This is a genomic window from Microbacterium sp. SSM24 (assembly GCF_025989145.1).
Taxonomy (GTDB): Bacteria; Actinomycetota; Actinomycetes; order Actinomycetales; family Microbacteriaceae; genus Microbacterium.
In genome coordinates this window covers 1675763-1697748 of record NZ_JAPDNQ010000001.1, presented here as the reverse complement: position 1 = coordinate 1697748, position 21986 = coordinate 1675763, and the positions used below count along the sequence as shown (strand labels likewise).

Here is a 21986-nt window from a genome sequence, read left to right as displayed (position 1 = left end):
AGATCGCATCACCCAGGAGTCAACGTGGACCAGACCCCTCCCGACACAGACGTCGCGCGGCGCACGATCAAGAAGGTCGCCTGGCGACTCGTGCCCTTCGTCGCCCTGATGTTCTTCATCAACTACCTCGATCGCACCGCGATCGGCTTCGCCGCACCCAACGGCATGAACGACGACCTCGGCCTCAGCGCGGCCCAGTTCGGCTTCGCCTCGGGTGTGTTCTTCATCGGCTACATCCTTCTCGAAGTGCCCTCCAACCTGGCCCTGCACAAGTTCGGCGCCCGTCGCTGGCTGTCGCGCATCATGGTCTCCTGGGGCATCGTCGCGCTGCTGTTCACGTGGGTGCAGAACTTCGAGCAGCTCGTCGTGCTGCGGTTCCTCCTCGGCGTCGCCGAGGCCGGGTTCTTCCCGGGCGCGATCCTCTTCCTGAGCCTGTGGGTCCCCGCTCAGTACCGCGGTCGCATCCTCATGCTCTTCTACCTGGCGCAGCCGCTCACCACCGTCATCGGCGCACCGCTCGCCGGCTGGCTCATCCAGCAGCACGAGGTGTTCTTCGGCCTCGAGGGCTGGCGCTTCATGTTCTTCGGCGTCGCGATCCCCGCGATCATCGTCGGCGTCATCGCCTGGTTCTACCTCAAGGACAAGCCGACCGACGCCGGGTGGCTCACCAAGGACGAGCAGCTGTGGCTCACCGACGCCCTCCAGAAGGAGACCGCGGCCACGCAGAAGAAGGAGAACGGGCACGTCTCGGCGAAGTACGCCTTCAAGAGCGGGCGCGTGTGGGTGCTGTCCTTCATCTACTTCGGCTTCATCTACGGCCTCTACGCGCTGGCGTTCTTCCTGCCCACGATCATCGAGGGCTTCCAGGCCCAGACCGGGCAGACCTTCGACGTCTTCCAGAAGGGACTGATCACGGCTGTCCCGTACCTGCCCGCCGCGATCATCATGTTCCTGTGGTCGCGGGATGCCTCCAAGCGCGGCCTCAAGACATGGCACATCGCGATCCCGGCCCTGGCCGGTGCGGTCAGCATCCCGCTCGCGCTGTTCGCCGGCTCGCCCGTCGCGACCATCGCCGTCATCACGATCACGGCCTCCGCGATCTTCGCGGCGCTGCCGAACTTCTGGACGCTCCCCACGCGCTTCCTCACGGGAGCCGCCGCGGCGGCGGGTGTCGCACTGATCAACACCATCGGAAACCTGGCCGGATTCTCGGCGCCGTTCATCACCGGCGCCGTGCACGACTTGACTGGCGGCTACGAGATCCCGATGTTCATCGTCGGCTTCGTGATGCTCGTCTCCGCCGTGCTCATGATCCTGCTCGCCCGCAGCAACCGCATCAACCCGGTGACGGTGGGCGAGGCATCCGGTGACGAGGCGGCCGACCAGGCCGTCGTGGACGAGGAGGGCTCGCGGCGATGACCCGCCTGTGGAACGACCCTGCCGCCTTCGCGGACGAGATGATCGACGGCTTCGTGGCGGCCAACGGCCGCTACGTGCGGCGGGTGACCGGCGGGGTGGTGCGCAGCACCGTCAGCCCCGCCGGGCAGGTCGCGGTCGTCGTGGGCGGCGGGTCGGGCCACTACCCCGCGTTCGGCGGGCTCGTCGGGCAGGGTCTCGCGCACGGGGCGGCGATGGGCAACCTGTTCGCGTCCCCGTCGACGCAGCAGGTGCTCGCGGTCGCGAAGGCCGCCGACAACGGTGGCGGCGTGTTCTTCAGCTACGGCAACTACGCCGGCGACGTGCTCAACTTCGACGCGGCGCAGGAACGCCTGCGCGCCGACGGCATCGCGTGCGAGACGGTCGCGGTCACCGACGACATCTTCAGCGCCGGCCGTGACGAGGCGCACAAGCGGCGCGGCATCGCGGGCGATCTCACGGTGTTCCGCATCGCGGCGGCCGCTGCCGAAGCCGGCTACGACCTCGGCGGTGTCACGCGCGTCGCCCGCCTGGCAAACGATCGCACCCGGTCCTTCGGGGTGGCGTTCACGGGCTGCACGCTGCCCGGCGCCGACCACGCGCTGTTCAGCGTGCCCGAGGGGCGGATGGCGATCGGCCTCGGCATCCACGGCGAGCCGGGCATCGACGAGACCGGCATCCCGACCGCCGACGAGCTCGCCGAGCTGCTCGTCGCGAAGCTCCTCGACGAGCGCCCCGCCGGCGCGGACGGCCGCGTCGTGCCGATCCTCAACGGCCTCGGGTCGCTCAAGTACGAGGAGATGTTCGTCGTCTACCGGCGCATCGCCCAGCTGCTCGAGGAGGCCGGGCTCGACGTCGTCGACCCGCACGTCGGGGAGTACTGCACCAGCTTCGACATGGCCGGCACCTCGCTCACCCTGTTCTGGCTCGACGACGAACTCGCCGGGCTGTGGGACACACCCGTCGACACCCCCGCGTACCGTCGCGGATCGGTGACGCGGGCGGAGCGGACGGATGCCGGGGCCGACGCCGCAGCGGCGGAGGACGCCATTCCCCCGGCGGACGCGGCATCCCGAGCCGCAGCCGAGACCGTGCTCGCCGCGGTGCGCACGATCGCGGACACCGTCGACACGCACGTGGACGAGCTCGGCCGCATGGACGCGATCGCCGGCGACGGCGATCACGGCATCGGCATGCAGCGCGGATCGCACGCGGCCCTCGCCGCGGCGACGACCGCGGCCGAAGCCGGCGCCGGAGCCGGCACCGTCCTCGCCCGCGCCGCCGATGCCTGGGCCGACCGGGCCGGCGGCACCTCGGGCGCGCTGTGGGGCGTCATCCTCCACGCGGTCGCCGCGAAGCTCGGCGACGAGGGCGACCCCGGCGCCCCCGCCGTCGCGGCCGGCGTCGCCGCCGGAGCCCAGGGCGTCATGGCCTACGGCAAGGCCGAGGTGGGCGACAAGACCCTCGTCGACGCGCTCGTCCCGTTCAGCTCCACCCTCGCCGGCGCCGTCGACGCCGGCGCCTCGCTCGGAGACGCCTGGCGCACGGCAGCGGATGCCGCCACCCGCGCGGCCGCCGCCACCGCCGATCTTCTCCCCCGCATGGGCCGTGCCCGAACGCACGGTCAGAACAGCGTGGGGACCCCCGACCCGGGCGCGCACTCGCTCGCCCTCATCGTGACCGCCGTGGGCGAGACGCTCGCGGCCCGGAAGGAGCACGCACATGGCTGAGCCCCTGCGCATCGTGATCGGAGCCGACGACGCCGGATTCGACTACAAGGAGATCCTCAAGAAGGACCTCGAGAACCACCCCGGCGTCGCCTCGGTGGTCGACGTGGGCGTGGACGCCGACGGCCACACGCCGTACCCGAAGGTCGCGATCGAGGCCGCCCAGCAGGTCGCCGCGGGCGACGCCGACCGCGCGCTGCTCATCTGCGGCACCGGCCTCGGTGTCGCGATCGCGGCGAACAAGGTGCCCGGCATCCGCGCCGTCACCGCCCACGACAGCTTCTCCGTCGAGCGCGGCGTGCTCTCCAACGACGCCCAGGTGCTCACCATGGGTCAGCGCGTCATCGGCATCGAGCTCGCCCGCCGCCTCGTGCGCGAGTGGCTCGACTACCGCTTCGACCCCACCTCGGCATCCGCTGAGAAGGTCGCCGTCATCGGCGAGTACGAGGCCACCGGAGCCTGCTGATGCCCGCACAGGTCACCGTCGGCGTGAGCCTCAAGATGTACTTCGGTCATCATGAGGCCGTCGACTGGTGCGCGCGGATGGCCGACCGGGTGCGGACGCACACCGCCGTCACCTCGGGCGCCGTGCGCCTGTTCGTCATCCCCACCTACCTGCAGATCGGTCCTGCCGTCGACGCCTTCCGCGGCACGCCGGTGCAGGTCGGGGCGCAGGACGTCTCGCCGTACGACCTCGGCCCGTACACCGGCGAGGTGAGCGCGGCGGAGCTCGCCGAGGTGGGCGCGAGCCTCGCCGAGATCGGCCACGCCGAACGCCGCCGCCTCTTCGGCGAGACCGACGCGATCACCGCTGCAAAGGCCGCCGCGGCCCTGCAGTACGGGATCACCCCGGTGCTGTGCGTCGGCGAGACCGAGCGACGGGACCGGACGGATGCCGCATCCGCCACCGTCGCACAGCTCGGCGCCTGCCTCACCGGCGCCCCCGCAGGCCCGATCATCGTGGCCTACGAGCCGGTGTGGGCGATCGGGGCCCCCGAGCCGGCGCCCGCCGACCACATCTCCGCGGTGACGACCGCGCTCACGGCGTCCCTCGCCGCCGATCCCGCCCGCACGGGCAGCGTCGTGATCTACGGCGGCTCGGCCGGGCCCGGCCTGCTCACCGCGCTCGGCGGCAGCGTCGACGGACTCTTCCTCGGCCGGTTCGCCCACGACCCCGACGCCCTCGTCGCGGTGCTCGACGAGGCATCCGCCCTCGCTGCCTCTCGAGCCGGGGCGGGCGCATGATCGGGCTCGGCACGTACGCGTTCTTCTGGCAGCACGCGGGCCGTGGGACCGAGCCGCTGTCACTGGTCGGCGCGTTCGAGGCCACGAAGGCGCAGGGGGTGGACCTGTTCCAGATCTGCGACTACGCACCGCTCGAGTCGATGGACGACGCGGAGGTGGCGGATGCCGCGGCCGCGGCCCGCGATCTGGGCATCGCGATCGAGCTCGGCACCAAGGGCCTCGAGCCCGACCGGCTCGCACGGTTCCTCGACTTGGCGGGCGCGTTCGACGCCGGCCTCGTGCGCAGCATGCTGTACTCCCCCGATTCGCGACCGACGCTCCCGCAGGCCGAGACGTGGCTCCGGGCCGCACTGCCCGGGTACGAGGCATCCGGGGTCGTCCTCGCCCTCGAGACGTACGAGCAGATCTCGACGGCCCAGCTGGTCGATCTCGTCGCCCGCATCGACAGCCGCAGCCTCGGGATCTGCCTCGACCCCGCGAACGTCGTCGCCCGCCTCGAGCTGCCGCGGGACTGCGTCGACGCGACCGCCGGGCACGTGAGGAACGTGCACGTGAAGGACTTCGCCTTCGCCCGCCAGGACGGCTGGGTCGGCTTCACCTACGGCGGGGCCCCGATGGGCGAGGGACTGCACGACTACCCCCACCTGCTCGCCGCCGTCCGCCCGCGCGAGCGCGGCGTGAACGAGATCGTCGAGCACTGGCTCTCCTGGCAGGGAGACGCCGAGACCACCATCCGAACCGAGCGGGAATGGACCCGCCGCACCGTCGAATATCTGAGGAGCACGACATGAGCACCACCACCACAGTCGCGTACAAGATCGCCGTCATCGGCGCCGGAGGCAAGATGGGCATGCGCGTGTCCGACAACCTCGTGAAGACCGGCCACACCGTCTGGTACGTCGAGAACTCCCCCGCCGGACAGCAGCGCACCCTCGACGCCGGCCGCGAGCTCACCGACGCGGCCGCCGCCGTCGCCGAGGCCGAGATCGTCGTCCTCGCCGTCCCCGACCTGGCGCTCGGCCCCGTCACCGCGGAGCTCGTGCCGCAGCTGCGTCCCGGCGCGATCGTGCTCACGCTCGACCCGGCCGCCGCCTACGCCGGGCTGCTCACCACGCGCGAGGACGTCGTCCAGGCCGTCGCCCACCCGTGCCACCCGTCGATCTTCCTGCAGCGCCAGACCCCGGAGGAGTGGGCCGACACGTTCGGCGGCATCGCCGCCCCCCAGGACGCGATCGCCGCCGTCGAGTCCGACGACCCCACGCACCGGGCGATCGTCGAGGCGACCGTCCGCTCGATCTACGCGCCCGTCATCGACGTGCACTGGGTCACCATCAAGCAGCTCGCCCAGCTCGAGCCCACGCTCGTCGAGACGGTGGCGTGCATGATCGGCGACCTCCTCAACGAGGCCCTCCACGAGACGGTGCACACGATGGGCGTCCCCGAGGCGGCCGCGCGGAGCATCCTGTACGGTCACACCCAGGTGGCGCTCGCCAACGGCCTGCGCGGCGACAACCCCTTCTCGGACGCCTGCCTCATCGCCATGCAGTACGGCCGGGACAGCATCATCAAGGACGACTGGAAGAAGATCTTCCGCGACGACGAGCTCGACAAGAACCTCGCACGGATGCTGCACCTCGACCACATCGAACGCTGAAGGAACGCATGACCTGGTTCGCGGAGCCCCGGCGGTGGGAGAGTGGCCCCTGGTCACTGGAGCTCCGCGACGACGAGCTCGCCGACCTCAGGTTCGACGGCCGGGTGGTGCTCCGCAGCATCCGCTCCGTCGTGCGGGACCGGGACTGGGGCACCGCGCCGCTCGCCGTCGACCGGGTCGTCGAATCCGATGCGACCCTCACCCTTCATGTGCGATCGATCGGGCTGGGCTCGAGCTTCCGCGGCGTCGTGCGCGCGGAGGCCCGGCCGGGGCGTCTCGTCGTGTTCACCGACCTCGAGTCCGACGCCGCGTTCGCCACGAACCGCACCGGCCTGGTCGTGCTGCACCCGCCGTCCGTCGCCGGATCCCGGCTGCGGGTCACGCATCCCGACGGGGCGTCGGAGGCCACCGCGTTCCCCGCTGCGATCAGCCCGCACCAGCCCGTACGCGGGATCGCAGGCCTGGAGTGGGAGCATGACGGCCTCGCCGTCTCGGCCGCCTTCGACGGCGACGTGTTCGAGATGGAGGACCAGCGCAACTGGACCGACGCCTCGTTCAAGACCTACAGCCGACCCCTCTCGCTCCCCTTCCCGTACACGGTCGCCGCGCGCGGACGCGTACGGCAGGCGGTGACGCTGCGGGCCTCGCGAACGAGCCGCGAGCGAGAGGCGGATGCCGCGCTCGCGACGATCTCGCTCTCGCCGGGCGGCACGTTCCCCGCGATCGGGCTGGGCGCCGCGACCGGACCCGATCCCGCGCCGGAGGTTCCGGCGGTGGGCGGCTCGGTGCTCGTCGAGCTCGACCTCGCGAGTCCGAACTGGCGCGCCGCGCTCGCGCGGGCCGGTGCGGCCGGGCTGCCCCTCGACGTGCGCCTGCTCCTGGACGCCGAGCGGCCCGAGGCGCTGGACGACGCGGTCGCGGCGCTCGCTCCCGTGCGCCCGGCGCGTGTCGGAGTCTTCCACCAGATCGGCGAGGCACGCCATGTGTCGGATGCCGCGGCCGTCACCGCGCTTCGCGGCGCGCTCGCCCGTGCCGGCATCGACGTCCCGGTCGTGGGCGGCTCCCGTGCCCACTTCACCGAGCTCAACCGCGAGCGCCACCGGCTGCCGGACGACCTCGACGGCGTCGCGGTGACGCTCACCCCCCTCTTCCACGCGCTCGGCACCGAGCAGCTGGTCGAGTCGATCGCGATGCAGCGGCTGGTCGCCGCGCAGACGGTCGGATTCGCCGGAGCCCTTCCGGTGCACATCGGGCCGATCTCGCTCCGGCCGCGCTACAACGACGTCGCGGCCGAGCCGCAGCCGGGACCGGTTCGCGACGATCTCGCCGACGGGTACGGAGCCGAGTTCACCGGCTCCGACGACCCCCGCCAGTCCGCCCCCGAGCTGGCCGCGTGGACGGTCGCGAGCGCCGCCGCCCTCGCCGTTCCCGGGGTGGCGTCGGTGACGTGGTTCGAAGAGTGGGGGGCACGCGGCATCCGCTCGTCCGACGGCGAACCGTACCCCGTCGCCCATGCGATCGAGGCGCTCAGCCGGCTGGCCGGCGGCGAGCTGCTGACCGGCGACAGCCCCGACGGGGAGCTCTGGGCCCTGGGCGCACGGCGCGACGGGCGCACGACCGTGCTGGTGGCGAACCTCGGCCGCACCGATGCGGATGTCGAGGTCGTGGCCGCCGGCGCGGCGTGGACCGCCGCCGTGCCGGCCGGTTCGTTCGTCGAGTTCCGCGACTGACGCCGGACGCCGCGGCGCTCCCCCGGTGTACCGAACTCAGGATCGGCTGCGTCGAGATGCGCCAGCTCGCGGCTGGGGCGGTGTGCGCGAGGCCGCTCATCCTGAGTTGGGTACACGGCGCAGCGCACACAGGCGCAGCGCACACGGCGCACACGGCCCGGGCGGGGCTCGCCCCGCCCGCGGCCCGTCAGCCCGGCTCAGCCGCCGGTGGAGGCGCGGACGACGAGTTCGGGCTCGAACACCACCTGCTCCGCCGGACGGGAGCGGTCGTCGCTCTCGTCGACGAGGATGCGCAGCGCCGTCTCGCCCATCACGAGGCTCGGCTGGCGCACCGACGTCAGCGGCACGACGGCCGCGGCCGCGAAGTCGATGTCGTCGAAGCCGACGAGCGCGATGTCGTCGGGAACGCGGATGCCGTGCGCGGCGAGCGATTGGAGCACGCCGAGTGCGACCAGGTCGTTCGCGCAGAACACGGCGTCGGGCCGATGCGCGGCGGGCCGCGAGGCGATCTCGTCGCCGGCGACGCGGCCCTCGGCGACCTGGGACGCGGTCGCGGGGAGGATCTCGAGGGAGGCGCCCTCGGTCTCGTCGACGGCGCGGCGCGCCCCCTGCCGTCGGTCGTCGATCTGGCGCATGTCGAGCGGTCCGCCGGTGTAGAGCAGGCGACGGCGCCCGCTGTCGAGCAGGTGGCGCGCCGCGAGGTAGCCGCCGCGCTCGTCATCGACCGAGACGGAGCTGAACCGGTCGTCCTCGCTGCGGCGGTCGACGAGCACGGCCGGCATCCCCCGGTCCCGCAGCTCGCGCAGGCGCGATCCGACCTGCTGGTACGGCGAGATCAGGATGCCGCGCACCCGCTGCTGCTCGAACAGGTCGAGGTAGCGCGCCTCGCGGGCGACGTCCTCGTCGCTGTTGGCGAGGATGACCGAGAGACCGTGCTTGTCGGCCTCTCGCTCGGCCCCGCGGGCGATCTCGGTGAAGAAGGGGTTGCGCACGTCGAGCACGACGAGCCCCACCGTGGTGCTCCGGCCCGCCCGAAGCTGGCGTGCGGCGTCGTTGCGCACGTATCCGAGTGCCGCGATGGCCTCGTTGACGCGGCGCACCGACTCGGGGGCGACGCGTTCACGATGGTTGAGCACGTTCGACACCGTGCCGACCGACACCCCGGCCCTCTCGGCGACGTCGCGGATGCTGGCGCTCATGCGCGCCCGAATCCCGAGGTGCTGGCCCGCGCGACGAGGGAGGGCTCGAACATGCGGTGCGGCTCGTCGATCGTGTTGCCCTCGATCTCGTCGAACAGCAGGTCGACCACGGCAGCGCCGTAGCCGTCGTGGCGGCCCTGCACGCTGGTCAGGGGAATGAGGGATGCCTCGGCGAACTCGTTGTCGTCGTACCCCGCGATCGCCACGTCGCGGGGCACCGAGACTCCGCCGAGCACGAGCGCCTGCATGATGCCGAGCGCGAGCAGATCGTTGACGGCGAAGATGCCCTCGGGTCGCATGTCGGCCGGACGTGCGAGGAGCGCCTCGCCGACCTCGTGCCCGCCGCGCACGGTGCGGTCCGTCTGGTCGATCACCTCGAGCGTCGCGGCGCCGAACGCGCGAACGGCCTCGCTCGCCCCGGTGAGCCGGTCGGCGACCTGGGAGATGCCGAGCGGGCCTCCCACGAACGCCATGCGGCGGCATCCGACCTCGATCAGATGCTGCATCGCCTGCCGCCCGCCCGACACGTCGTCCAGCGACACCGAAGGCTGCGCCAGGCTGCGGGCACGCTGACCGACCAGGACCGACGGGGTGCCGCGTTTGCGCACCTGCTCCAGGCGATCCTCGATCTGCGTGTGCGACGACACCAGAAGGCCCTGCACCTGATGCTGCTCGAACACCTGGAGGTACGAGTCCTCGCGCGCGCGATCGCGATGGGAGTTCGCGAGGAAGACCGTCACGCCGCGCTCGTCGGCCCGGCGCTCGACGCTCTCGGCGATCTCCGCGAAGTACGGGTTGCTGACGTCCGGGGCGATGTAGCCGATGACGCGGCTGACGCCGAGGCGCAGCTGACGTCCGGCGTTGCTGGGCACGAAGCCCAGCGAGTCGATCGCGTAGCGGATGCGCTGCGCTTTGTCGTCCGAGACGCGGTCGGGGTGGTTGAGGTAGTTCGACACGGTCCCCACCGCCACGCCGGCGAGCACGGCGACCTCTCGAATGCCCACCCTGGCCATGCGACTCCCTCGTCTGGATTGAACGCCACTGTACCCGAGCGAAGCATCCCCGCCGTTACGCATGAAAACGTTTCAAACCACGCGACCGTCCGGCTCAGCCGACGCGCGTCCACTCCGGCTCGTCGGCGATGCGGTCCACGGGGGTCGTGCGCCCCGTGAACTCGACGGCCACGGTGGAGCCGGGATCGGCGGCATCCGCGGCGAAGGTGAAGTCCGCGCGTCCGGGTTCCACGATCCGCCGCCCCGCGACGCCGGTGAACGCGAGCGCCGCGGCGGGGATCCGCACCGACCATCGCTGATCCTCGCCCGCGGCCACCCTGACCCGACGGAAGGCGACGAGCTGCCGAACCGGACGCACCACCTGAGCGACCGGGTCGCCGGCGTACACCTGCAGCACGTCGGTCCCGTCGCGGTCGCCGGTGTTGCGCACCGACAGCTCGAGCTCGACGAACCCGTCGACGGGGACGTCGGCGTCGGCGACCGTGAGCGGTCCACGGGCGAACGTCGTGTACGCGAGCCCGAAGCCGAACGGATGCCGCGGCGTGGGGTCCGCGCTGCTCATGTCGGTCGGTCCGCCGAGCCGCGCATGCAGGTATCCCGACGGCTGCGGCGTGCCCGGCCGCGGCAGCTGCACCGGCAGCCGGCCGCCGGGATCGGCCGCCCCGACCAGGACGTCGGCGATCGCGGGCCCGCCCTCCTGCCCGGGGAAGAAGGTCTGCACGACCGCCGCGCAGCGGTCGGCCTCGACGCCGAGCTCGTACGGCCGGCCCGTGATCAGGACGAGAACGACGGGGGTGTCGGTCTCGAGCACCGCGGCGAGCAGCTCGGCCTGCACCCCGGGAAGCGAGAGGTCCGCCCGGTCGCACCCCTCGCCGGAGGTGCCCCGGCCGAACATGCCGGAGTCGTCGCCCAGCACGACCACCGCGGCATCCGCCTCGGCCGCCGCGGCGACCGCGTCCGCGAATCCCGACCGGTCCTCCCCCGTGACCGGGCATCCGGGTGCGGTGCGCACGCTCCCGGGCCAGACGGCGCCGAGCGCCTCGGCCACCGTCGGCGCCTGGATCAGGGGCGCGGTGCCCGCGTGGTGCGGGAGGACGTGCTTGACGTACGAGTAGCAGCCGAACATGGCGTCGAAGCGATCGGCATTCGGGCCGACGACGGCCAGGCGCGGCATCCGCTCTGCCGACAGCGGCAGGATGCCGTCGTTCTGCAGCAGCACGACCGATGCCGTCGCGATCTCGCGGGCGAGGGCGCGATTGCCCTTCGAATCGAGGTCGACCGTGGCATCGCCGTCACTCTCCCCGGCATCGCCGAGGAGCCCGAGCTCGGCCTTCTGGCGCAGCACCCGCTCGAGGGCGCGGTCCACCAGTGCCTCGTCCACGCGCCCGTCGCGAACGGCCTCGACCAGCGGTTCGAGATAGGCGGAGCCGGTGGGCAGTTCGACGTCGATGCCCGCCGCCAGCGCGAGGACGGCGGCTTCGCCGGCGGATGCCGCGATCCCGTGCGTCTTCTCGAGGAAGGCGATGGCGAAGTAGTCGGCCACCACCGTGCCCTCGAAGCCCCACTCATCGCGCAGCACCTCGGTGAGCAGCGAGACGGATGCCGCGGCCGGCACCCCGTCGACGTCGGCGTACGAGTTCATGACAGAGCGTGCTCCGGCACGCACCGCGCGCTCGAACGGCGGCAGGTACACGTCCGCGAGCTCGCGCGGGCCGACGGAGACCGGAGCGTGGTTGCGTCCCGCACGCGAACCGGAGTACCCCGCGAAGTGCTTCAGCGTCGCGACGCGTCCCTCCGCCTCGAGCCCGCGCACGTAGGACGCGCCGACCAGGCCGACGAGGAGCGGATCCTCGGCGATGCACTCCTCGACGCGACCCCACCGCGCGTCGCGCACGACGTCGAGCACGGGGCCGAGCCCCTGGTGCACGCCCAGCGCGCGCAGGTCGGCGCCGATCCGGCGGCCGAGCCGCTCCGCGTACGCGGGTTCGAACGTCGCGCCCCACGCCAGCGGGGTGGGGTACGTCGTCGCCCCCCACGCGAGCACGCCGGTGAGGCACTCCTCGTGGACGACGGCCCCGATGCCGGTGCGGTCCGTCAGTGCGCGCTGACGCCGGGCGAGCTCCGCCAGGCCCTCGGCGACGGGCAGCGGCGTGGTCCCCCAGTGCCGCGTGAACTGGCCGAGCCCGCGGGCTGCGACCTCGTCGACGTGGAGCGCATCGGACACGAGCTGGTCCTGCATGGGCGCGGCGTTGTCACCGCGGCGCGCCCCCGCCCAGAGTCCGACGAGCTGTGCGACCTTCTCCTCGAGCGACAGCCGCGCCATCAGCCCTGCGACGTCGTTATCAACTTGTGACGTTTCAAGTTCCATGCACTCATCATGACGGCACGCCCCGTCCTCGCGGCAAGGCTTTTGTTGCGAACGCCGGAAAAATGCCTTCACAGGTCTTGACACTCCGTTCCCGAGCGACGTAGCATCCCTTTTGAAACGTCTCAAAAGCGAGATGCCACTTTCAAGGAGGAAATGTGTTCACAGCAGAACGTCGGCGTCTTCGCAAGCCGCTTCTCGGCGCTGCGGCACTCGTCAGCGCTGGTGTCCTCGTCCTCGCCGGTTGCTCCGGCGGCGGCGGCGGGAACAACGGCGGCGGCGGCGAAGATCCCGCGACTCTCGAGTTCCTGAAGAACGCCGAGAACACCACCACCCAGCCCGTGCTCGACGCGCTCGCGGCCGGGGCGTGCGAGACCCAGAACGAGGCCATGCCCCTCGAGGTCAACTCGATCCCGCAGGCAGAGCTCGATGCCCAGGTGCAGCTGCTCGCCACGCAGGACGGCCTTCCCCCGATGTTCTCGGCCGGCGGCAACCCTGCCGAAGGCGCGAAGCTCTGGGAGGCCGGATACCTCCTCGACTTCGACGAGGCCCTCACCGAGCTCGGCGTGCGCGACAAGGTCGCCGAGGGTGCGGTGTCGACCATCGAGAAGCTCTACGGCGGCGCTTTCAACTTCCTGCCGTTCCAGTACAACATCGAGGGCATCTTCTACAACAAGACCGTCTTCGAGGAGAACGGCTGGGAGGTGCCGGAGACGTGGGATGACCTGCTCACCGTCGCCGCCGAGGCTCAGGATGCCGGACTCACGCCCTTCGCCGCTTCGGGCGAGCAGGGCTGGCCCCTCACGCGTCTGGTGAGCGGCTACCTCTTCCGCTCGCTCGGGCCCGACGCGCTGCAGAAGGTCGCCGACGGTGACGCCAAGCTGACCGACCCCGAGTACGTCGAGGCTGCGGCCGCGATCGCCGACCTCGGCGAGAAGGGCTACTTCGGCTCGAACGTCGCGTCGCTCGACTACGACGCCGCGTCGAACGAGTTCCTCACCGGCAAGGCCGCGATGATCTACATGGGCAGCTGGCTGCTCGGCAACATCAACGGCGACGGAAACCAGATCGGCGCCGACAACGTCGGGTTCTTCAAGTTCCCGGCCGTCGACGGTGGTGCCGGCTCGATCGACGAGTACCCCTCCAACGTGGGCCTGCCCGCCACCTTCGGCGCGAAGACCTACACCGAGGGTGTCGGCGAGTGGCTCAAGTGCATCACCGCCAACTACGGCAACGAGGCGCTCAAGCAGGGCCAGATCACCGGCTTCATCGCCGATGAGCCGGTCGACCTGCCTCCGATCTCGCAGACCATCGCCGACGAGATCGCCACGGCGACCGACAGCGTGCTGTGGTTCGAGGCGCTCTTCAACGCCAAGGCGAGCAACATCTCGTCCACCAACGCCGCCCTGCTCGTCACGGGGCAGATCACGCCCGAGGAGTTCATGACCCTCGTGCAGGACGCGCTCGACGAAGGCTGATCAGACCCGCCCCGGTGCGTCCGTCCACGTCGGACGCGCCGGGGCGTCATCCTTCTCAGGGCATCCCTCCACACCCGAAAGGCCGCCACAATGAAGTCCGTCCTCGGCGACCGCAAGGCGATCATGCTGCTGCTCACGCCGGCACTGCTCGTCTACACGCTGATCATCCTCATCCCCGTGCTGTGGTCCTTCGGCCTCACCTTCTTCACGGGCAACGTCCTCACCGGGTTCGAGTTCAACGGCATCGAGAACTTCACTCGCCTGCTCACGGACCCCTACGTCCACGACGCGTTCTGGTTCACCCTCAAGTACGCCGTCATCGTGACGCTCTTCCAGGTCGTCCTCGGATACGGCCTCGCGATGCTCTACCAGTTCGTGCTGCGCCGGTCGTCCGTCATCGTGCGCACACTGGTCTTCTTCCCCGTCGTGCTGCCGACCGTCGCGATCGCGATCCTGTACCAGAAGCTGTTCCAGTCGGCGCCGACCGACGGCCTCGTCAACGAGCTGCTGGTGAACGTCGGCCTCTCGTCGGTGGACTGGCTCGGCGCCGGTGACACCGCGTTCATCGTCATCGTCATCATGGACGTCTGGCGCTCGGTCGGCTTCTACGGCGTGCTGATCTTCTCGGGTCTCCTCGACATCCCCGAGGACATCATCGAGTCCGCCCGCATCGACGGCGCCAAGACCTTCAGCCTCTTCCGCTACATCGTGCTGCCCATGTCGCTGCCCATCCTGTTCGCGTCGTTCATCTTCAGCATCAACGGCACGATCAAGGTCTTCGACTCGGTCTTCGCGCTGACCGGCGGCGGGCCGGGCAACTCGACCACTCCGCTGACGCTGTACATGTACCGCACCGCGTTCCAGTTCAGCGACTTCGGGTACGGCTCGACCATCGCGCTGCTGCTGACGGTCATGTGCCTCATCGTCACCCTGTTCATCTTCAAGTCGTCGCGACGCGACAACACGGTCTGAACGGAGCCACGACCATGACCGCGACTCTCGATACGACCGCCGTCCACACTCCGCGCGCCTTCGAACCGCACCGCCGCACGCCCGGCGCGGTCGCACTGCACGTGCTGCGCCGCATCCCCACGTGGCTGACGATCACGTTCCTCATCATCGTGACCGCGTATCCGCTGTTCTGGATGGTCATCAACTCGTTCAAGTCCAACGCCGACTTCCTGTCGAACCCGTCGTACGCGATGCCCGACGAATGGCACTGGGAGAACTACGCCATCGCGTGGGAGACGGGAAACCTCGCCACCACGATCACGAACTCCCTCATCGTGACGGTGCCGTCGCTCGTGTTCATCGTGCTGCTGGGCACCGCCGCCGGGTTCGCCCTCGAGGTGCTCGTCTTCAAGGGGCGCGGCACGATCCTGCTCCTGTTCCTCGCGGGCATCATGATCCCCGGCCAGATGGTGATCCTGCCGCTGTTCAACGCCTTCTTCCAGAGCGGGCTGAACGGAACCTACTGGCCGATGATCCTCATCTACACCGCCGGCGGCCTGCCGCTCACGGTGTTCATGATGGCGACGTACTTCCGGGCGATCCCCCGAGAGATCTTCGAGGCCGCCACGATCGACGGCGCCTCGATGACGCGGGCTTTCTTCTCGATCGGCTTCCCGATGATGCGCAACGCGATCCTGACGGTGGCGATCGTGCAGTTCTTCCTCATCTGGAACGACCTGCTGATCGCGCTGATCTTCGGCGGCAAGAAGAGCCTCAACACGATCCAGGTGGGCCTGCTGAACTTCTCGGGCGAGTACGGCGCGATCAACTACGGTCCGCTGTTCGCGGCGATCTGCATCACCGTGTTCGGAATCCTGGTGCTCTACCTCTTCCTCAACCAGCGCATCATGAAAGGCCTCGCGGCCGGCGCGGTGAAGGGATGAGACCGATGCCGGCGGGTTGCGAGGACGGCACCCGCCGGCATCGCTCAGCGCCAGTCGTGGCGGGCGCGGAAGCCGAGGTGCTCCTGGATCCTGCGCGTGGACATCAGCGACTCGAACTCGCCGAGATCGTCCGCGACGGGAGTGCCGGGGAACCAGCGCTCCGCGAGCTCGCGCGACGGGATCGACGATCCCGACGTCGGCGCGGCGACGTTGTAGATCTCGAAGCCCGGACGCGCCGCGGCGAGCGCGAGCGCGACGGCCTCCGCGCCGTCGCGGGCGTCGACCCACGAGCCGATGAGGTCGCGGCGGTACTCGGGATCGCCGGCCCGCTCGAAGGTGGCGTACGCGTCGGGGGCGACCACGTTGGTGAAGCGGAGTGCGGTGATCGAGGCATCCGGATGCCACCCCACGAGCTGCGCGGCGAGGGCCTCCTCGACGACCTTGCCGAGGCCATAGGTGTTGTTGGCCCTCGTGTAGTCCTCGCCGACGGGCAGCGACGGCGGCGCATCGTCGAACGGGAATCCCATCGCGGTGATGCTCGACGCGAGGACGACGGTGCGGATGCCGGCGCGATGCGCGGCGAAGAGCACGTGGTACGACGCGGCGAGGTTGTTCTCGAACGTCGTGACGTCGGGGATCAGGCCGTTCACGGGCACCGCAGCGAGATGCACGATCGCATCGAGGCCGCCGTGACGGGCGGTCACACCCAGGAACGCGTCGAGGGTCTGGCCGTAGTCGCCGAGATCCACACGCGTGAAGCCTGGTCCTGGGATGCCGGACAGGTCGAATCCGATGACGTCATGCCCGTCGGCGAGGAGTCGTTCGACGGTCGCGCGGCCCAGCGTGCCGCTGCTTCCGGTGACGGCGATGTACATGGCGGTCCCTCCGGGGTCCAGTGTGGCACCGCCTCGGGCACTCGGGCCCGCGCGTCGGTGCGCTATCGTTTGAAACGTCACAATCCTATTCCCCGCATGTCCCCAATGAACAGAAGATTCGGTTCTGAAACGTTTCGAGTAACCTGGAGTGTCCAATGACGGTCACGGTGTCCGCCCCTCGCTTCGAGCACCATCGCGAGGCCCTCGGTATCGGCGAGTCGCGCCCGCGCCTGTCGTGGGTCGTCGAATCGGCCCCCGAGCAGTGGCAGCAGTCCGCCTATCGCGTCGAGGTCGCCTCGCGCGGCGCGACGTCGTCGTTCGAGGTGACGTCGGATGACCAGGTGCTGGTGGAGTGGCCGGCCGAGCCGCTCGTCTCGCGGGAGCGCGCGGCCGTGCGCGTCGCCGTACGCGGCCAGGACGGCACCTGGAGCGCGGCAGGACCCTGGGCGCACGTCGAGGCCGGCCTGCTCGACGCGTCGGACTGGTCCGCCGGGCCGGTCGGCGCCGTGTGGAACGAGAATCCGACGACCGACACCCGGCGCCCCTCTCTCGTGCGCCGGGAGTTCGCGGTGCGGCCGGGCCTCGTTCGTGCCCGCCTGTACGCCACCGCGCACGGCGTGTACCAGGCGGAGCTCAACGGCGTCCGCGTCGGCGACGACGTGCTCTCGCCGGGCTGGACCGTCTACCGCGAACGCCTCCGCTACTACACCTACGACGTCACGGGGATCGTGCGCGAAGGCGCTAACGCCGTCGGCGCGTGGCTCGGCGACGGCTGGTACCGCGGCCGGCTCGGCTGGCGGGGCGGCTTCCGCAACCTCTTCGGCGACGACCTGTCGTTCGTCGGGCAGCTCGAGCTCGAGTACGACGACGGCACGCGCGAGACCGTCGCGACCGACACGTCGTGGAAGGCCGCGCCCAGCCCGATCATCTCCGCGAGCCTCTACGACGGCGAGGTGTACGACGCCCGCGAGGAGTGGGCCGGATGGTCGGCGCCCGGATTCGACGATTCCGGATGGGGCCGGGTCCAGTTGCGCCGCCGCGACCCCGCCACGCTGGTCGCCCCGACCGCGCCGCCCGTGCGCGTGGTCGAGGACGTCGCCGCGGTGGCGGTGCTGACCACGCCGAGCGGACGCCGCATCCTCGACTTCGGCCAGAATCTCGTCGGGTTCGTGCGCCTGCGCGCCACCGCACCCGCCGGCACCACCGTCACCCTCCGCACGGCCGAGGTGCTCCAGAGCGGCGAGCTGTACACGCGGCCGCTGCGCGACGCGCGCTCGACCGACGCGTACATCTTCGCGGGCCGTCCCGACGGCGAGGAGTGGGAGCCGCGGTTCACGTTCCACGGGTTCCGCTACGTCGAGGTCGACGGCTGGCACGGCGACCTCGAGGCGGATGCCGCGTCCGGCGCCCTCGTGGCGCGCGTGATCCACACCGACATGGAGCGCACGGGATGGTTCGCCTCCTCCGATCCTGCGCTCGACCGTCTGCACGAGAACGTGGTGTGGGGCATGCGCGGCAACTTCGTGGACGTGCCCACCGACTGCCCGCAGCGCGACGAGCGCCTGGGCTGGACGGGCGACATCCAGGTGTTCGCACCGACGGCGTCCTACCTCTACGACTGCTCGGGAATGCTGGCCGGCTGGCTGCGCGACCTCGAGGCGGAGCAGCTCCCCGACGGCACCGTGCCCTGGTACGTGCCCGTGATCCCGGCCGACACGATGTGGACGCCGCAGCGGCCGGGGGCCGCGTGGGGCGACGCCGCGACCGTGGTGCCGTGGACCCTCTACGAGCGCTTCGGCGACGAAGGGGTGCTGCGGGCGCAGTTCGAGAGCGCACGCCGCTGGGTCGACCTGCAGGCCGAGATCGCCGGTCCGTCACGCCTGTGGGACTCCGGGTTCCAGCTCGGCGACTGGCTCGATCCGGCCGCGCCGCCGCAGGACCCGGCCGACGCACGCACCGACCGCTACCTCGTCGCGAGCGCCTACTTCGCGCACTCCGCGCGCCTCGTCGCGCGAATGGCCGCCGTGCTCGGCGACGCCGCGGCGGAGTCCGCGTACGCGGCGCTGGCCGACGAAGCGCGTGTCGCCTTCGTCGGGCGCTACGTCGGCGCGGACGGCCGGATGGCCTCCGACGCCCAGACCGCGTATGCGCTGGCGCTCCGGTTCGACCTGCTGCCGGACGACCTGCGCGGAGCCGCCGCGGCGCGCCTGGCCGAGCTCGTGCGCGCCGAAGGCAATCGCATCGCGACCGGGTTCGTCGGAACACCTCTCGTCACCGATGCCCTCAGCGCGAACGGTCACCTCGACGCCGCGTACGACCTGCTCCTGGAGGAGGAGTGCCCGTCGTGGCTGTACCAGGTGGGCATGGGCGCGACGACGATCTGGGAGCGGTGGGACGCGCTCCTGCCCGACGGCACCGTCAACGACGGCACGATGACCTCGTTCAACCACTACGCTCTCGGCGCGGTGGCGGACTGGATGCATCGCGTCGTGGCCGGTCTCGCTCCCGACGCGCCCGGCTACCGCCGGGTGCGGTTCGCCCCGCGTCCCGGCGGCGGACTGACCGAGGCATCCGCTCGCCACATCACGCCCTACGGCGAGGCGTCGATCCGGTGGAGCCTCGACCAAGGAGAGCTGCGCGTGCGTGTCGTCGTCCCGGTCGGCGCGACGGGGGTGATCGATCTCGACGGGCGCGAACCCGAACAGGTCGGGCACGGGGTCCACGAGCGCGTCGTCGCCCTCGCGGCGGAGCTGGAGACGGCATGACCCGCGTCGCCTTCGTCCACACCGGCGCGGTCGTGATCGGCCCGGTCGCCGACCGCGCCCGCGCGGCCCTGCCCGATGCCACCTTCGTCAACTACCTCGACGACCGGATCGTCGCCGATCTGGGCGACGCCGGGCTCGCGGCATCCGTCCCCGACCGCGTGGAGGATCTCGTGCGGGCGGCCCAGAGCGCCGGCGCCGACGTGGTCATGCTCACGTGCTCCTCGATCTCGCACCTGGCCGCTCCGACGGCGGCGAAGGTCGGCATCCCGGTGCTGCGCATCGACGAGGCGATGGCGGATGCCGCGACCGCCGCCGGTTCCCGGATCACCGTGCTCGCGACGCTCGCCACCACGTGCACGCCGACCGTCGGGCTGCTGCGCGAGCGGGCAGCGCTCGCGGGGCGGGATCCGGAGATCGTCGCCCACGTCATCGACGGCGCGTTCGCGGCGGTGGCCTCGGGCGACCGCGACACCCACGACCGGCTCGTCGCCGACGCCATCGAGCGGGCCGCCGCGCACTCCGACGTCGTCGTCCTCGCCCAGGCGTCGATGGCGACGGCGGCGGAGCGCGTGTCCGTCGGCGTTCCCGTGCTCACGAGCATCGCGCCGGGCATCGAGCGGCTCGCCGCCACCGTCGGCGGAGCCGGGCGATGACCACCGTCATGCGGCCGCTCACGGCCGCGGAGGCGCGCTGGGACAGCGGGTTCTGGGGCGGCATCCACCGACGCACCGGCGACACCACGGTGCCGCGCATGTGGGCATCGCTGAGCGATCCCGACATCAGCCCCGGCCTGCGCAACTTCGAGGTCGCCGCAGGGCTCGAGGACGGCGAGCACACCGGTCCGCCGTTCATGGACGGCGACTTCTACAAGTGGCTCGAAGCGGCGATCGCCCGGCTCGAGACCGACCCCGATCCAGAGCTGGCCGCCACCGTCGATGCGGTCGCGCACCTCATCGCCTCCGTGCAGCGCGAGGACGGGTACCTTCACACGCCGACGCTCATCGCGCAGCGCCACCGGTCCGATGCGACCGCGCTCGCGGATCGGTTCCACTTCGAGACCTACAACCTCGGCCACCTCATCACCGCCGGCGTGCGGCACTTCGAGGTCACCGGCGACACGACGCTGCTCGACGTCGCGCGGGGCGCGGCATCCTTCCTCGAAGACCTGGCCACGAACAAACCGCTCGAGCTCGCCCGCAGCGCCATCTGCCCGTCGCACTACATGGCCGTGATCGAGCTCTACCGTGCGACCGGCGAGGCGCAGTACCTGCGGCTCGCCGAGTCGTTCCTGCGGGTGCGGGACGACTTCGAGGGCGGCGACGACAACCAGGACCGCGTCCCGGTGCGCGAGCAGACCGTGGTCGCCGGCCACGCCGTCCGCGCGAACTACCTCTACGCGGGCCTCGCCGATCTCGTCGCCGAGACGGGCGACGACGAGCTCACCGGGGTCCTCGAGGGCCTGTGGCGCGACGTGGTCGACACGAAGCTGTACGTCACCGGCGGCTGCGGCGCCCTCTACGACGGGGCGTCTCCGGACGGGTCGCCGTGGCAGGAGCAGATCAGCCGCGTGCACCAGGCCTACGGTCGCGCGTACCAGCTGCCGCACACGACGGCGCACGGCGAATCGTGCGCGAACATCGGCATGATCCTGTGGAGCGAGCGGATGCTGGCCCTCACGGGAGACGCGCGGTACGCCGATGTCATCGAGCGCATCGCGTTCAACGCCCTGCTGGCCGGCATCAGCCTCTCCGGCTCGGAGTACTTCTACACCAACCCGCTGCGCCAGGTGCGGGAGCTGCCCTTCGCACTCCGCCGCGCGGGCGACACCGGACTGCATCCCGTCCCGGACCCGCCCCCGTCCGACGAGCGCCTGCGCGAGTCGTATCTGAGCTGCTTCTGCTGCCCGCCGAACACGGCCCGCACGCTCGCCCGGTTCCACGAGCGGGCGGCCTCCGCATCCGCCGAGGGCCTCTTCGTGCACCAGTACGGCGGCAGCGCACTGCGGCACACCACGGCGGACGGACGCGTGCTCGCCCTGCGGGAGCACAGCGACTACCCCTGGCAGGGTCGCATCAAGTTCATCGTCGAGGAGGCGGCGGGCGGCGGCATCCCGCTGCACCTGCGCATCCCGGGATGGGCGACGGATGCCGCGCTCACCGTCGACGGCGAGGCCGTGGCGGTGTCGGCGCCCGGCACCTACACCGCGATCGACCGCGAGTGGCGCGGCGGCGAGTCCGTGGTGCTCGACCTGCCGATGCCGGTGCGGGTGCTGCGCGGACACCGGCTGGCCGAGGACCTCGTCAACCAGGTCGCCGTGCAGCGCGGCCCGGTCGTGTACGCCGTCGAGAGCCCGGACCTGCCCGCGGGCGTGCGCCTCGAGCAGGCGGCGCTGCGACGCGGCGGCGCCTTCGCGCCCGTCGAGGTCGAACTCGCCGGCGAGCGGCTCGTCGCCCTCGAGACCGAGCTCGTGGTGCTCCCCGGCGGCGGGGGCGACGAGCTCTACGGCGACCTCGAGGACGCACCCCTCGTGACGGCGACCGCACGGCTGATCCCCTACTTCGCGTGGGGGAACCGCGGGCCCTCCGAGATGTCGGTGTGGCTGCCCCTGATCTGGTGACGACCGG

The 21986-nt window shown here is 71.2% G+C and carries 17 protein-coding genes; 13 read left to right on the top strand and 4 right to left on the bottom strand.

Translation table 11 applies throughout. The annotated features are described in order from the left end of the window. The first annotated feature begins 108 nt into the window (after positions 1 to 108). From OL358_RS07835 to OL358_RS07805, 7 genes are read left to right on the top strand one after another with little or no spacing between them, the layout of a single operon-like run. On the top strand, positions 109 to 1419 hold the full coding sequence (locus OL358_RS07835) for an MFS transporter (protein WP_264710256.1): 1311 nt from the start codon (positions 109 to 111) through the stop codon (positions 1417 to 1419). Continuing rightward, entirely contained in the window at positions 1416 to 3146 is a 1731-nt protein-coding gene (locus OL358_RS07830; protein WP_264709414.1) for a dihydroxyacetone kinase family protein, read from the top strand. The genes OL358_RS07835 and OL358_RS07830 overlap by 4 nt, the downstream gene beginning before the upstream one ends. Next, positions 3139 to 3609, top strand: coding sequence for a ribose-5-phosphate isomerase (locus OL358_RS07825; protein WP_264709413.1), 471 nt, complete (start codon positions 3139 to 3141; stop codon positions 3607 to 3609). Before OL358_RS07830 ends, OL358_RS07825 begins: the two co-directional genes overlap by 8 nt. After that, positions 3609 to 4388, top strand: a complete 780-nt coding sequence (locus tag OL358_RS07820; protein WP_264709412.1) for a triose-phosphate isomerase family protein — start codon at positions 3609 to 3611, stop codon at positions 4386 to 4388. Before OL358_RS07825 ends, OL358_RS07820 begins: the two co-directional genes overlap by 1 nt. Continuing rightward, entirely contained in the window at positions 4385 to 5179 is a 795-nt protein-coding gene (locus tag OL358_RS07815; RefSeq protein ID WP_264709411.1) for a sugar phosphate isomerase/epimerase family protein, read from the top strand. The genes OL358_RS07820 and OL358_RS07815 overlap by 4 nt, the downstream gene beginning before the upstream one ends. Further along, a complete protein-coding gene (locus OL358_RS07810; protein ID WP_264709410.1) occupies positions 5176 to 6042 on the top strand; it encodes a phosphogluconate dehydrogenase C-terminal domain-containing protein in 867 nt (288 codons plus the stop codon). The genes OL358_RS07815 and OL358_RS07810 overlap by 4 nt, the downstream gene beginning before the upstream one ends. Before the next feature lie 8 nt (positions 6043 to 6050). Beyond that, complete coding sequence (locus OL358_RS07805; RefSeq protein WP_264709409.1) at positions 6051 to 7772, top strand: hypothetical protein; 1722 nt, start codon at positions 6051 to 6053, stop codon at positions 7770 to 7772. Positions 7773 to 7969: 197 nt separating this feature from the next. Here OL358_RS07805 and OL358_RS07800 read toward each other — a convergent pair whose 3' ends face one another. From OL358_RS07800 to OL358_RS07790, 3 genes are all read right to left on the bottom strand, one after another. Continuing rightward, positions 7970 to 8971 (bottom strand): LacI family DNA-binding transcriptional regulator, encoded by a 1002-nt coding sequence (locus OL358_RS07800; protein WP_264709408.1) that lies wholly within the window; start codon positions 8969 to 8971, stop codon positions 7970 to 7972. Continuing rightward, entirely contained in the window at positions 8968 to 9984 is a 1017-nt protein-coding gene (locus tag OL358_RS07795) for a LacI family DNA-binding transcriptional regulator (RefSeq protein ID WP_264709407.1), read from the bottom strand. The genes OL358_RS07800 and OL358_RS07795 overlap by 4 nt, the downstream gene beginning before the upstream one ends. 94 nt (positions 9985 to 10078) lie before the next feature. Next, on the bottom strand, positions 10079 to 12352 hold the full coding sequence (locus OL358_RS07790; RefSeq protein ID WP_264709406.1) for a beta-glucosidase: 2274 nt from the start codon (positions 12350 to 12352) through the stop codon (positions 10079 to 10081). A gap of 155 nt (positions 12353 to 12507) precedes the next feature. Between OL358_RS07790 and OL358_RS07785 the strand changes: the two genes are divergently transcribed. From OL358_RS07785 to OL358_RS07775, 3 genes are all read left to right on the top strand, one after another. Then, positions 12508 to 13827 (top strand): ABC transporter substrate-binding protein, encoded by a 1320-nt coding sequence (locus OL358_RS07785; protein ID WP_264709405.1) that lies wholly within the window; start codon positions 12508 to 12510, stop codon positions 13825 to 13827. Between the two features lie 90 nt (positions 13828 to 13917). Continuing rightward, positions 13918 to 14799, top strand: coding sequence for a carbohydrate ABC transporter permease (locus tag OL358_RS07780; protein WP_264709404.1), 882 nt, complete (start codon positions 13918 to 13920; stop codon positions 14797 to 14799). Positions 14800 to 14813: 14 nt separating this feature from the next. Next, on the top strand, positions 14814 to 15722 hold the full coding sequence (locus OL358_RS07775) for a carbohydrate ABC transporter permease (protein WP_264709403.1): 909 nt from the start codon (positions 14814 to 14816) through the stop codon (positions 15720 to 15722). 44 nt (positions 15723 to 15766) lie between these two features. On the opposite strand, the gene OL358_RS07770 is transcribed toward OL358_RS07775, so the two are convergent. After that, positions 15767 to 16597 carry an NAD-dependent epimerase/dehydratase family protein gene (locus OL358_RS07770; protein ID WP_264709402.1) on the bottom strand — a complete coding sequence of 277 codons (831 nt, stop codon included), beginning with the start codon at positions 16595 to 16597 and terminating at the stop codon, positions 15767 to 15769. A 155-nt stretch (positions 16598 to 16752) separates the two neighbouring features. Here OL358_RS07770 and OL358_RS07765 point away from each other — a divergent pair, with 155 nt between their 5' ends. Genes OL358_RS07765 through OL358_RS07755 form a run of 3 tightly spaced genes read left to right on the top strand, consistent with a single transcriptional unit; the run spans position 16753 to position 21979 of the window. Further along, complete coding sequence (locus OL358_RS07765) at positions 16753 to 19362, top strand: alpha-L-rhamnosidase (RefSeq protein ID WP_264709400.1); 2610 nt, start codon at positions 16753 to 16755, stop codon at positions 19360 to 19362. Next, positions 19359 to 20015, top strand: coding sequence for an aspartate/glutamate racemase family protein (locus tag OL358_RS07760; protein ID WP_264709398.1), 657 nt, complete (start codon positions 19359 to 19361; stop codon positions 20013 to 20015). Before OL358_RS07765 ends, OL358_RS07760 begins: the two co-directional genes overlap by 4 nt. Then, complete coding sequence (locus OL358_RS07755; protein ID WP_264709396.1) at positions 20012 to 21979, top strand: glycoside hydrolase family 127 protein; 1968 nt, start codon at positions 20012 to 20014, stop codon at positions 21977 to 21979. The genes OL358_RS07760 and OL358_RS07755 overlap by 4 nt, the downstream gene beginning before the upstream one ends. Positions 21980 to 21986 lie beyond the last annotated feature (7 nt).